This is a genomic window from Ekhidna sp. (genome assembly GCF_965228795.1).
Classification (GTDB): Bacteria; Bacteroidota; Bacteroidia; order Cytophagales; family Cyclobacteriaceae; genus Ekhidna.
This window is the reverse complement of record NZ_OZ245839.1, coordinates 1,889,033-1,901,594: the sequence shown is the minus strand read 5'-3', so window position 1 is coordinate 1,901,594 and position 12,562 is coordinate 1,889,033. Positions and strand designations below refer to the sequence as shown.

Below are 12,562 nucleotides of genomic sequence, written 5' to 3'. Positions count from 1 at the left end.
TTTGTCAGAATAATTTTAACTTGCGACGCGAATGGAATTGACGAAGGAAAATTTATTAAAAGCACTTAGTGAAGTCATCGATCCGGACCTCAAAAAGGATCTGGTATCGTTGGGAATGATTCAAAACATCCATATTGATGGCAATAAAGCAGCCTTTGATGTGGTGCTCACCACTCCTGCATGTCCTCTAAAAGAGGTGATAAAGAAGGATTGTGAGGAAAAAATAAAGAAACATTTAGGTGATGTTAAGACCATCATCAACATGACTTCCAATGTAACAACCAAACGTGATGATGGACCCGTGCTTCCGGGCGTGAAGAACATCATTGCGGTATCTTCCGGTAAAGGGGGAGTTGGGAAGTCTACCGTAGCTGCAAACCTTGCAGTGGCACTCGCACGAACAGGTGCGGATGTTGGCTTGATTGATGCTGACATTTATGGACCATCTATCCCTACCATGTTCAACTGTGAGTTTGAACAACCCGGAGTTGTTCAGGAAGATGGTAAAAACAAGATCGTCCCGATTCAGCAATATGGCGTAAAGCTGATTTCAATAGGTTTTCTTACTAACAGTGAAGATGCTGTTGTTTGGAGAGGTCCGATGGCTAGCTCGGCCCTTAGACAGTTTATTACGGATGCAAAATGGGGTGATCTTGATTACTTAATTATTGATCTTCCTCCAGGTACCAGTGACATACATCTCACTTTGGTACAGGCAGTACCTGTGACTGGGGCTGTGGTAGTTACAACCCCGCAAAAAGTGGCATTGGCTGATGCACAAAAAGGTATTTCCATGTTTAAACAACCTCAAATCAACGTTCCGATTTTAGGTTTGGTGGAAAATATGGCATGGTTTACTCCCGACGAACTTCCTGATAATAAATACTTTATCTTTGGAGAAGGTGGCGGAAGAAAGCTTGCAGAGAAGAACGAAGTAGAATTATTGGGACAAATCCCAATTGTTCAGTCTATCAGAGAGAGTGGAGATAGTGGATATCCGGCTGCTATGAAGGATGGAGAGTTATCGGATGCGTTTAAAAGCCTTGCTGAAAGCGTAGCAAGACAAGTGGCGATTAGAAATGCTTCATCCCCGGAGACTAAAAAAGTAGAAGTGACCGTTTAGGATATGTCAGAAATTGTAGAAAAAGTAGAAAAAGCACTAAACACGATCAGGCCTTACCTGGAGGCAGATGGCGGTGATGTGAAAGTGCTGGAAGTGGATGAGGATATGAACGTTGTGCTGGAGCTCATGGGAAATTGTGGCTCATGCCCTATGTCTACAATGACATTAAAAGCAGGTGTGGAAGAAGCGATAAAACGTGAAGTTCCTGAAATTAAAAGTGTACATGCGGTTAATATTACCTCGCCAGACGATCCAAACGCTAAACTCCCATTTGCTAACTGATGGACCCATGCGTGCTGGGTTAGTATTACTATTTACACTTTTCATCACCTATCTACATGCCCAGGATAGATGCGCAACTGTAGCTCCATCTACCGGCGAGTTTGAAAGCTGGATAAGCACAAAACTTTCAGAACAAAAAAATCAAGCCAACAGGCTTCAAGCACCCATTTATCAGGTACCGGTTGTGGTGCATGTTTTTCATAAAGGTGAACTTGAAGGCACTGGAGTCAACCTTTCCACTGAGCGTATCAAGGCTCAGATAGATTCGCTCACGGCCGATTTTAGAAGAATGAATGCAGATGCTGTAAATACTCCGGCTGAATTCCTCCCCGTGGCAGCAGATGTAGAGATTGAATTTGTGCTTGCAAAACAAGACCCTGCCGGCAACCCTACTAATGGTATCGTTAGACTACAAGGATCACGTGATGTATATCGGGCAAACTCTCACAGACCATTGCTTCGATCTGAAAGCTACTGGCCTCCTCAGCACTACCTGAACATTTATGTGCTTGACCTCCAGGTTTTCCTTGGTTATGCGTCATTCCCCTTAATCTCGATTGAAGGAATTGTAAATGATACGGAAGACTACATTTTTGATGGTGTACTTATTGATTATCAGTACTTTGGTGTAAATCCATCTGCTTCTGCTTTTGAAAGCTATGGCAGGACTCTCACACATGAAGTAGGTCATTACCTTGGCTTAAGGCACATATGGGGAGATGGCAATTGCTCTGTAGATGATTTTGTAGACGATACACCTCTAGCAGATACAGACAATGGAGATTACACCTCTCCCTGTACGTTCCCAAACCCAGGTGATTCAGAAGTATGTATTAGCGGAGAACCGGAGATGTTTCAAAACTACATGGACTATACAGATGACATATGTATGAATCTGTTTACTGAAGGGCAAAAATCCCGAATGAGAGTGGTGATGGATAATGCGCCTAACAGGATATCACTCAAATCAAGCCCGGGACTTTCTGAACCCACAAGATTTACGAATGATTTGGCAGTAGTAGAAATCCAGAGCCCTGATTTTGCGACCTGCGGGACTAATATTACTCCTCAGCTAATGGTCACCAACTATGGGACTGATGACATCACATCGTATGAAATACAATTCAATATCAATGGCAACCCAATTGGCGGTTCACAGGCTTTCAATACCTCGCTTTCTCCACTGGCTTCTGATGTAATCAACTTCTCCACACAATCAATCCCTAGTGCTCCTTACACCATTTCTTTTGAGGTGATGAGTGTCAACGAGACTGTAGACGATAATAATGCCAATGATATGATATCTAAAGTGGTGTCAAACAATACATCTGTCAGGCTCCCCTTCTTTGAAGATTTTGAAAGTGTACTAACAGTTTTGGGTCCAATTGGCAGTAATTTACCATGGGAAGTAATGTCTGCTCCAAAAACAACCCCGTCCAATCAAGGCATTGTCTTTAAGGCATTTGAAAACACCGAATGGTTTGGGGAAGAGACCATTTTCAAAACACCGATCCTGGATTTAACAAATATTCAATCCGGAGAAATGCTTTTCAGTTTTGCTCATGCAAATCCACCGGATGCATTTTATGATGGCCTGATGGTCAAAGCAAGTGTTGATTGTGGTGAAACTTTTACAGATGTACTATTCTCAAGTTTTGGTCCAAACCTGGCCACTACAGGAGAATCTTCAGAGAATTTCACACCAGCAAATCAGCTAGAGTGGATGGATACGCTGATAAGTATTACCGAGTATAAGGATATTGATGGAGTACAGTTCGCTTTTGTGGGAATAAATGGTGGTGGAAATAATATCTACCTGGATGATATTGAAATCGTTGAGACTAATCTCTTTGAAAACGATGTGCTCCCCAGCAGTTTGAAAGGGCCACTAATTACCTGCGCCGAGTCTTCTCGTATAGAGCTTCGTTTGCGAAATGTAGGGTCACAAATAATTTCCTCTTTTGAAGTAAAATACCATGTGAATGGAGATACAATCACTACAACTTTTGATGACTTAAGTATCGCATCTAAATCTTTTGCCAGTGTATTTATTACTGCTGATAACCTCATTGAAGGTCCAAATGAAATAGGTGCGGAAATCATACAGGTCAATGGTGTGGATGATGAATCAGGTGAGAATAACACACTTGAAACCACGCTTTTAAGAGATAGAAAATCTGATGAATACCCTCTATCATTAGATTTTGAAAGTTCCGATAGTTGGGACATTACGTCAGAAAGTAATCAATCCCTTTGGGAAAGAGTTACCATTGAAGAAAATGGTGCTTTACGTGCAAATGGCTTCAATGCTCCTCAGCTTGGCGTAAAAAGTTGGTTTATCAGTCCAAAGCTCTCAACCGGAAACCTGGATAGCGCCTTTCTATTTTTCCGTGCATCATATGCCTCTCGTGACGGATTTGAAGATCGGCTACAAGTCCTTTTGTCTACCGATTGTGGAGAAAATTACAACACAACATTACTGGATATAGATTCAGATTCACTTCAAGTGGAAACCTCTGCTATACGCTGGGTGCCAACAGAAGAAAGTGACTGGAAGACCTTCAGGCTCAGTCTTTCCCATTCATTTTTCTTTGATGAAGACATTCGGATCGCATTTGTATTTACACCGGGAGGAGGAAATGATCTTTACATCGATGATATCAATATCTTTGAAAGCGACCCTCCTATTTATGAGGATGTTGCTCGTATTTACCCCAACCCGGCCAAAGATCACTTCAATGTAGGTTTTAACCTTCCTGAAAAAGAAGAAGTGACAATTAGAGTGGTTGATATCAGTGGTCGAATAATTTTTGAACAAAGAGTACCTAATGCATTGAATCAGATCATTGAATACAAAGCTCCCTCACAAGAAGGATTGTATTTTGTGAATGTGATTGGAACTCAATTCAAAAGCTCTCAAAAACTGTTTATTAGTCGCTAATTGATTAGGTTTATCCCCATATTTTTAAACGCAAGATGACATTTAAAAAACCAACCAGCATCAAAGATTTTTTAATTCACCTGGGAGTGCTAATCGGCAGCAGTGCACTCATTGTTGTAATTGTATTTTACGTTTGGCTACCCATCTCCACTAATCATGGTGAGACCATCACCGTACCTGACATTAAAGGTATGACTGTGGATGAACTAGACGAATTTTTAGGGAAGCGAGACTTGAAGTATGAACCAACAGCCGACTCAAGCTACTCTCCTGATTTTCCTCCTCTGGCTGTATTACGTCAGGTACCCAAGCCCAATACAAAAGTGAAAGAAAATCGAAAAATCTACGTTACACTAAATGCAGAAAGTCCACCAAAAGTGCGCATGCCTGATTTGATTGATAAATCATTAAAAAGCGCGATGATGACCTTAAAATCGTATGACCTACTTTTGGGCGACATTACAATTGTGCCGGATGACTTTTTTGTGGTACTTGAAACAAAATTAAACGGAAGAACGGTGCTTGCAGGTGAGAAAATAGAAAAGGGCTCGGCAATTGATCTGATTGCGGGAAATGGATACGGTAATACAATTTTTCAGTCTCCAAACCTAATTGGATTGGAACAGGAAGAAGCTGAATTTGCAATCATTGGATCAGGTCTGCGAGTAGGTAAAGTCCGATTTACCGAAAAATCACTCGCTGGTTTCGCTGCGGTAGATTCTGTCGGTAATGACATATTGGAATATCGAAGCATTTCACCCGGTACTGTACAGCAGCAATATCCAAGACCTGAAAAACAGGTGAGGATCAATGATCCCATCGATATCTGGATCTACAAACCTGACACAGTTAGTAATACGCCAACAATTCTGGACAATTAATGCGCAGGATTCTCTTTACCATATGTATTGCAAGCGCATCGCTGACTTATAGCCAGTTGAGCATCAAACCTATTAAGCAATCTGTTCAGCAACGAGCAAGAGCAACTCAATCACAACAAGTGAATCCAGCGTCGCTTCCTTTCTGGGATGATTTTTCTGTAACCGATGTGTCTCCTGATGGTCTAAGGGTATGGGGCAATGACACCTCGAGACAATGGAATGCGGAGCTTAGCAAAGACGTTTATGTAAATGCCAGTTTAGCGATCAATCCTCCTTCTTATAAAGTAGCCACGTTTGACGGCCTGGATTCCAATGGTGCTTTTCATGGAGACGATAAAGGGCTGGCCGATCAATTAGTGTCTGATACCATCGAGCTTCAAGGAAAAGCTGATGTGGTCTTATCCTTCTACTGGCAAGCGGGTGGAAATGTGGAGATACCGGAACCAGGTGATTCGCTTGTATTACAATTCCATAATCCTGCTGATACAGCCGCTCCATGGAAAACCGTTTGGATGAAAGACGGAGGTGATGTAGAAGCACATCAGGACAGTGTTTTTACCCAGGAGGCGATTGTTGTAGAATCGCAATTTCTAACACAGAAATTCATGTTCAGATTTCAATCATACGGGGATTTGGACGGGCCTTTTGATGCATGGCATGTGGATTGGATTTATTTGAATGAAAATAGAGGTTCTGAAGATTATTATTACCTCGATAGAGGTTTAACCGGACAGCTGAAGGCTCCTTTCTCACCCTTTAAATCAATGCCAACCTATCAATTCAGAGCAAATCAGGCTGCTCTTACCAGCAGTCAATTGGTACAGGCCTTTAACCTGGATGCCCAGCTTCAGCCTACTGAATACATTTTAGTTATCAATGACGTAATCAATAACACACGAATCGATTCGATCGAATACGGCAATAAAAATCCATTATTCAATAATCCGGATCCATTCAGCATTTCCATCGAACGATTCATTGAATTAGATGGGGTTGACCTGTCTGCCATTCCGGATGCTGATTCATTGGTTATCTCTTCGGAAGTTTATTTAGAAAGCTCAGATGATGATTTCCTGGACGGAACCCAGGTTGATTTAAGAATAAACGATACGCTGCGAACGACCTATACCTTGCACAATTATTACGCCTATGACGATGGTGTGGCAGAGTATGCTGCAGGCACGAATATCAATGGTGGACAAGTGGCTGTAAAATATTGGCTGGAGCGACCGGATACACTCACACATGTTGATATCCACTTTCCAAATATTGACCCTCCAAGCTCGAACAGCGCGTTGCAACTTAAAGTCTTTCGAAATCTTAATGATGCTCCTGTGAGATCTCAGGCTATTAATGTAGCCACGGCCACCTCATTAAATGAGTTTACCAGGTACGAATTGAACAGCCCCATCCTTTTGGCTGATACCTTTTACATTGGCTATGAACAAAGCAAAAATGATTACATCGGCATTGGGTTTGACCGGAGCAACCCGGATGCTTCTGAATATATTTTTGAAAACAAATCCGGAGTATGGGAGCAAAACCAGCGATTGAGTGGCGCACTGATGATTCGACCGGTCTTTGAAAAAATTGACTCACTTGTACTTGGAAGTAGTGAACGCCTCGTATCAAAAGTATATCCGAATCCTACTTTCGGCAGGATACAAATCGAGGGTGACTATGAAATGATCACCTTGAGGGATTTTTCTGGAAAGGTGATTCGTCAGAATGCAAAGGAAGTCATTCATGATTTTTCAAGTTTGAAGTCAGGCTTATATTTGCTCACCATTCACCGAAAAGAGGGTGATCAAACACTTAAAATCATAAAAAAATGAACGAAGATATAACCTGCCAGCAAGTAAAATCTCGTCTGGACGATGGCGAAAAATTCAACTTTATTGATGTGCGCGAGGAGTGGGAATACGAAGAAGCCAATATTGGCGCCAAGCTTATTCCATTGGGAGACTTACCAAACAGGCTTTCTGAAATTGAGCACATGAAAGATGAAGAAGTGATTGTTCACTGTAAATCCGGTGCTAGATCTGGAAGAGCAAAAAAATATCTCAACTCCCAGGGATTTTCCAATGTACGCAACATGGAAGGTGGAATCACCGCCTATCTGGAACTTTAGATTCCTTCAATGACCAATGGCTGGGGACTAAAGCTTAGAATAAATATGATTAAAGCTACCCAGCCTAACACTTTTCTTCCAACAGACAATGGCTGATTATCAATAACCGGTGGATGGTCTACACCAATAAATCTTCCAATTAAAACAGAGAATAACAGCCATCCGGTATACCCTTCCACTTTGAATATGGAGGCAATAAAGAATTGGAGGGTGAACATTACGGTTGCATAAAGTATTCGATTCTGTTTCTCTTTAAACACACTTGCGGTACTCCAATAAACGATAAATAGATATACTCCAATACTTAATAGAAAACTGGCAAGTGACTCAATCGAATTATTAATTAAATCCGCTGTAGTGACCCATCCAAGTCCTGCATAAAATAGAAAAGCAGTAAACATTACTCTAGAGATAATGCCGTGATTTTTTTCTCCAAAAAGACCGAATAACACATGTCCTCCATCCAACTGACCTATAGGTAACAGGTTTAATGCAGTGAAGAAGAATGCCAGATAAGCAGCCAACAAAATAGGGTAATGCATGAGCTCCTTTGAGCTTGGAACATACCGATCATCCGGTGCTAGATAGCTCCTGCCCAGGTTCATTAGGATATTATCACCGAATGATACGGACCCCTCCCTACCTGTATCTATTGTATCCGGCAAGGTTTCATATGCCATTCTTTCCGGGTTTAGATCCTTCTTGAGGATGAGCGTATCTAAACCTTCCATTCGTTCTTCAAAATTCTCCCCAAATACTTCATACTCTGGATGTATCTCGTAGATGTATTCTGTTTCCGGTAACGTTTGGAATCCATAAATCAAAAATGCGATTGCCACAACAAATCCGGCAATCGGACCGGAAACTCCAACATCAAAGTATTTGATCCGACTGGCTATATGCTCTTTGATTCGAATAAAAGCACCCATCGTTCCAATAGTTGGCATACCAATGAAACCAAACCACATAGGGATATAATATGGCAGAGTGACACGTATCTTGTGGTAGCGTGCAGTGAAAAAGTGACCAAACTCATGTACGGTAAGAATTAGAAGAAAAGGAATTGAAAAATTAAAACCGTAAAGGAATTCATCCCATGTGAGGCCCGTAATCACGAACTTACCAATGGTCCATTCTACACCTGCAAAGGTCGTCGTGACCAGTGTAATGATGAATAAGCCAATTTGAATGAATTTAGTTTTCTGCTGGTTATCCAAGCCCAAAAATTTCGTTTAGTTGTTTGTCAGGATCAAAAATTTGAACGGCTTTCATACCGGCTCGTTGTGCTCCCTCCACATTATCCAATCGATCGTCAAGGAAGAGCATTCTCGAAGCATACAATCCAATGTCATCAATAACAAACTTGTAGCAATTCAGGTTTGGTTTACGCATGCCTATTTCGTGAGAATAATACACTTCCTTTACAAAGTCTCGTAAACTGAAGCGTCCGGTCGACTCCATGATCATCTCTTCGTAGGCTATTTCATGAATCATGTTGGTATTTGATAGAATGAACGTATCAAACTTTTCACCGATTTTAAGCACTTTATCCATGCGCTCTTTGGTGATGGATTTAAGCATGCTGTTCCAGATCGATTCGAACTGTCGCTCACCCATTTTAGTACCCAAAAGGTTATTGATGCTGGCCCTAAATTCATCTGGACCTATCATTCCCATTTCAAATTTTTGCAGAACAGGTGCAGTTACAACCAGTTCTTCAATCTCTTCCTGGTTCTTTTTTGCCACTTCAGAAAACTTCCTGATGACCTTAGGATAATCCAGGTCGATCAATACATTTCCAAAATCAAAAATTACGGCATCTATGCCTTGCAGTAGGTCTGACATTCGTTGGCTATTAAGTCGCAAATATGTAATATTGCGCTCCTATTTCAAATAGAAAGAGGGCCTATAACTCAGTTGGTTAGAGTAACTGACTCATAATCAGTAAGTCCCAGGTTCGAGCCCTGGTGGGCCCACACTGATAATCAAGCACTTACGAAATTTTCGTGAGTGCTTTTTTATTTTACTGCGTGTTATCTGCAATTTTTGAATCTCATTAATTACCGTAACCCATTTACTAATTAGTTCGCATATGAATTTCAAGCTTACCCTTCTTGAACTCAAAAAAAACAGGAAGAGATACGATCTCACTAGACTATCCATAGTAAAAATTGCATTACACAATTTGATGTTTACAAAATTGATTTTAACAACTTCTCTTAAGTTAAAAGGCCTTCAATATAATACAGATGTCTTTCTTCTAAGTTTTACCCATCACTTTAAAATCATTAATGAATTAGCTTACTTGAAAAAATCAGATGGTGAGAGTCTAGCTTTACTCTATGAAGAGATTGATAAGCAGTTACAGAATGATATCTCATTGCTTGAAAAAAAGAAAACCAATTACCTCATAGGAGGACTTTATAACAGATACCTTCTTTTTTATGACAAATACAAGTGGTTTTTTAAGGCACATTGTTTGGTATTATCCTCAAAAGCAATTAAAAAACTATGCAATAAATCGAATGGCGTTTACAATCCATTTCATGCTTTCAACATTCTGAAGAAATTAAATGAAGTTGAAAAAAATCACCTATTTGATCTTGGAATGGAAAATGGGATTAAATGGAACAGGGAGCAATTTGATCAATTGTTAGAAAATAAAATTAGATCTGCAATTGAAGTTGAAGACATGAAGAAGATCGCAAGGTTTCGTGGACTATTTAAGAGTAGCAATGAGACGCATGTTTTTTTTAGTGATCCACGATACTGGAAACTTGAAAACGGTGGCGATTTTGACATAAAAGATACCAAAAGAATTGTATCCCTTCAAGCAAACATGAAATCCTACTGGACAAAAAGGGGCATCCCTGAAATTGTCCAAATACGCGACTATTAGATCAGTTACCAACCTTTTTTAAGGTAACCGTAGGAAACACAATAGTACTTCATTTGACTTGTGGCATGGAAAAACTTCATGCTACCAATGCGTATTACATAATCATGGGCTCGGCAGAGTGGGACGCATTGTTAAAATATATAGATAACTACTTTGCGAAGCGAGAGCCAAAACAAGAACCTACAGAATGGGTAAATCAACGCATGGCATATCACATGCTCGGGATCTCTAATCCCAAAACGTTGAATGAATATGTTGGAGAAGGTATCATTGAGTGCTCAGAACTCTCCTCACGAAATGTTATGTACCGTAGGTCTTCCATTATTAAACATATTGAATTTAAAAGCTTCAAATAATGGATAAAGAATACTTATCAGAGCTTGAAAGCTGGTCATTTAACATCGGCTACAATTCACTGGAAGGGACTCATCAATGGTTCATCCTTCTCATAAGATATATCGCTCAGAACAAAATTTCCCTTAAAGATGCTGCCTTTTGCTCAGAGGCATTCAAACAAGGACAAGAACTTGGAAATGTTCAAATGAAAAACATTGAGGAGATGTCTAATGACCTTCGCAGCATGACGGAGAAGTTGCAAAACGTTTTTGATGAAATTGATAAGACCAAGCAATGAACATGAAGTTTACTTCCAGTTTTCGCTTAGATGAAAACCTTAAAATTCTTCTTGAAGAAAAATCGCAAGATGCCGGAATGAATAAAGGAGAATTTATGAGGCAACTGATTGAAAATGGATATGTAAAGTCTCGTATTAATCATAAGGATGCTTTTGCCATTGAGAACTTAGTCGATATGATCGATTTGGCAGGAGATAACGAATGGCTAGTAGATAAACTGCGAAGAATCTTAAAACACATTATTAAACGACAATGGTGATTTTAACCCATAGTAACAACCACATTAAAGCGACCTTAAATTACATCACTCGTAAAGAATCTAAACCGTTATTTGTGGGAAAAAATCTTTGTGACTATGACCCGAAGGATCTGGATTACCTCGGAAATCAATTCAAAGCATTTCAAAGAGACATTAAGGATAGCTACTATCATATTAAGGTAGCCTGGCACCCCAAAGATCCGAACTTCAAATTAGAGCGAATGAACGAGGCATATAGCTGTATTATTCAAGAGATGAATCTCACAAGAAATGCCTCGATATGCTTTGCTCACAGAAATACAGGAAGTCCTCATTTGCACATAGCGGTATCAAAACAGTCTTTTGATCTAAATGTCCATGATGACGGGTTTATTGGATTAAAATCAAAAGCAACGGCAATTAAATTTGACAAGCAACTTGGATATTATGGGCCACCGCAGATGAAATCTTTAATGGCAAAAATGTTAACTGAGCAAATTCAAAAGTGCAATCACTTTGATGCTATTGAAGACTATTTAATCAAGGCCAATTTGAAGATTGATTTCGACAAGAAGGACAATCCTATAATAAGAAGCACTGAGTCAAAAAACGTATTAACATTCAATGAAATTCCTCAAATATTTTTTGAACACATTCAATTATTAAAAGAAGAGAAAAAAAGACAAAAACGTTATGAGCAAAAAAAGCAACGATCACTATCATTATGACAGATTAAGAAGAGAAATTGAAGAATTGAAGGAATTCTTGCACAAACTAGGACTTGACTTTGTAGAGTATCAAGAAATCATTCAAAGTATTGAAACTAAAATTGAATTTCTTGAAGGAAAGGCTGATTCAATTAATCTAGGTCAATTTTATGATTCTGTAATCAAGATTGTATACATCCTTAAAAAGCTAGAAACTTGGGATGAAAAGAATGCAAGGTATCAAGCAAAGCAGCATGAATTATTCAATTCCCTGCAAAAATTAGAAGCTACCATTGAGAGAAAAGAAGGAGAATTGAGTTTAACCACTCTGCGGTTTAACGAAGAATTAAATCGTCAAAAAGATTTGAATGTTAAAATGGAAAACTTAGTCAGGCGGTTAAGTCGGAGTATATTTATTTACATACCTAGAATTAGAGTGAAGTGGGCTGAGTATATCTCATTTCCCGTGTACATCATTATGCTAATGTTCGCTTTTGCCTTTTTGCTATCAAGCATTCACCAATTCGATGAGCAATTAGAAACAAGAGAGCAACTAGAAAAACTAACTCTTCTGTATCAAGCAAATGAGCCTGAATCGTTCAAAAAAATAATTCCCCTTATGAGAAACGATTCATTGTTTCAAATTGAAAAGGCTAGGTTGGATAGTATCAGAATTCATTCTAAAGACCATTAAAGATGCCTTTTAACAACCAATATCATTTACC

At 39.6% G+C, this 12,562-nt stretch carries 14 protein-coding genes and 1 tRNA gene; 13 read left to right on the top strand and 2 right to left on the bottom strand.

Features of this window, described 5'->3' with window-relative positions:
- Positions 1–31 precede the first annotated feature (31 nt).
- Genes ACQK2H_RS08535 through ACQK2H_RS08510 form a run of 6 tightly spaced genes read left to right on the top strand, consistent with a single transcriptional unit; the run spans position 32 to position 7,358 of the window.
- On the top strand, positions 32–1,123 hold the full coding sequence (locus ACQK2H_RS08535) for an Mrp/NBP35 family ATP-binding protein (RefSeq protein WP_425391012.1): 1,092 nt from the start codon (positions 32–34) through the stop codon (positions 1,121–1,123).
- A 3-nt stretch (positions 1,124–1,126) separates the two neighbouring features.
- Positions 1,127–1,405: a NifU family protein gene (locus ACQK2H_RS08530; protein WP_425391011.1), complete on the top strand. Its 279-nt coding sequence runs from the start codon at positions 1,127–1,129 to the stop codon at positions 1,403–1,405.
- Positions 1,347–4,346, top strand: a complete 3,000-nt coding sequence (locus ACQK2H_RS08525; protein WP_425391010.1) for a choice-of-anchor J domain-containing protein — start codon at positions 1,347–1,349, stop codon at positions 4,344–4,346. Before ACQK2H_RS08530 ends, ACQK2H_RS08525 begins: the two co-directional genes overlap by 59 nt.
- A gap of 35 nt (positions 4,347–4,381) precedes the next feature.
- The gene (locus tag ACQK2H_RS08520; protein WP_425391009.1) at positions 4,382–5,227 is read left to right on the top strand and encodes a PASTA domain-containing protein; all 846 of its coding nucleotides are present in this window, start codon (positions 4,382–4,384) and stop codon (positions 5,225–5,227) included.
- Positions 5,227–7,062 carry a T9SS type A sorting domain-containing protein gene (locus tag ACQK2H_RS08515; protein WP_425391008.1) on the top strand — a complete coding sequence of 612 codons (1,836 nt, stop codon included), beginning with the start codon at positions 5,227–5,229 and terminating at the stop codon, positions 7,060–7,062. The genes ACQK2H_RS08520 and ACQK2H_RS08515 overlap by 1 nt, the downstream gene beginning before the upstream one ends.
- Positions 7,059–7,358 (top strand): rhodanese-like domain-containing protein, encoded by a 300-nt coding sequence (locus ACQK2H_RS08510; protein ID WP_425391007.1) that lies wholly within the window; start codon positions 7,059–7,061, stop codon positions 7,356–7,358. The genes ACQK2H_RS08515 and ACQK2H_RS08510 overlap by 4 nt, the downstream gene beginning before the upstream one ends.
- Here the strand turns inward: ACQK2H_RS08510 and ACQK2H_RS08505 are convergent.
- The gene (locus tag ACQK2H_RS08505; RefSeq protein WP_425391006.1) at positions 7,355–8,575 is read right to left on the bottom strand and encodes a site-2 protease family protein; all 1,221 of its coding nucleotides are present in this window, start codon (positions 8,573–8,575) and stop codon (positions 7,355–7,357) included. The genes ACQK2H_RS08510 and ACQK2H_RS08505 overlap by 4 nt on opposite strands.
- Positions 8,568–9,203: an HAD family hydrolase gene (locus ACQK2H_RS08500; protein ID WP_425391005.1), complete on the bottom strand. Its 636-nt coding sequence runs from the start codon at positions 9,201–9,203 to the stop codon at positions 8,568–8,570. Before ACQK2H_RS08500 ends, ACQK2H_RS08505 begins: the two co-directional genes overlap by 8 nt.
- 57 nt (positions 9,204–9,260) lie before the next feature.
- Here ACQK2H_RS08500 and ACQK2H_RS08495 point away from each other — a divergent pair.
- The 7 genes from ACQK2H_RS08495 to ACQK2H_RS08465 all read left to right on the top strand — a co-directional run bounded on the left by ACQK2H_RS08495 (position 9,261) and on the right by ACQK2H_RS08465 (position 12,531).
- Positions 9,261–9,334, top strand: a tRNA-Ile gene (locus ACQK2H_RS08495).
- A 116-nt stretch (positions 9,335–9,450) separates the two neighbouring features.
- Positions 9,451–10,257: a hypothetical protein gene (locus tag ACQK2H_RS08490; RefSeq protein ID WP_425391004.1), complete on the top strand. Its 807-nt coding sequence runs from the start codon at positions 9,451–9,453 to the stop codon at positions 10,255–10,257.
- A gap of 65 nt (positions 10,258–10,322) precedes the next feature.
- Entirely contained in the window at positions 10,323–10,613 is a 291-nt protein-coding gene (locus ACQK2H_RS08485; protein ID WP_425391003.1) for a hypothetical protein, read from the top strand.
- Positions 10,613–10,891, top strand: a complete 279-nt coding sequence (locus tag ACQK2H_RS08480; protein WP_425391002.1) for a hypothetical protein — start codon at positions 10,613–10,615, stop codon at positions 10,889–10,891. Before ACQK2H_RS08485 ends, ACQK2H_RS08480 begins: the two co-directional genes overlap by 1 nt.
- On the top strand, positions 10,888–11,151 hold the full coding sequence (locus ACQK2H_RS08475; protein ID WP_425391001.1) for a plasmid mobilization protein: 264 nt from the start codon (positions 10,888–10,890) through the stop codon (positions 11,149–11,151). The genes ACQK2H_RS08480 and ACQK2H_RS08475 overlap by 4 nt, the downstream gene beginning before the upstream one ends.
- On the top strand, positions 11,145–11,858 hold the full coding sequence (locus tag ACQK2H_RS08470) for a relaxase/mobilization nuclease domain-containing protein (protein WP_425391000.1): 714 nt from the start codon (positions 11,145–11,147) through the stop codon (positions 11,856–11,858). Before ACQK2H_RS08475 ends, ACQK2H_RS08470 begins: the two co-directional genes overlap by 7 nt.
- Positions 11,824–12,531: a hypothetical protein gene (locus ACQK2H_RS08465; RefSeq protein WP_425390999.1), complete on the top strand. Its 708-nt coding sequence runs from the start codon at positions 11,824–11,826 to the stop codon at positions 12,529–12,531. Before ACQK2H_RS08470 ends, ACQK2H_RS08465 begins: the two co-directional genes overlap by 35 nt.
- The last annotated feature ends 31 nt before the right edge of the window (positions 12,532–12,562 follow it).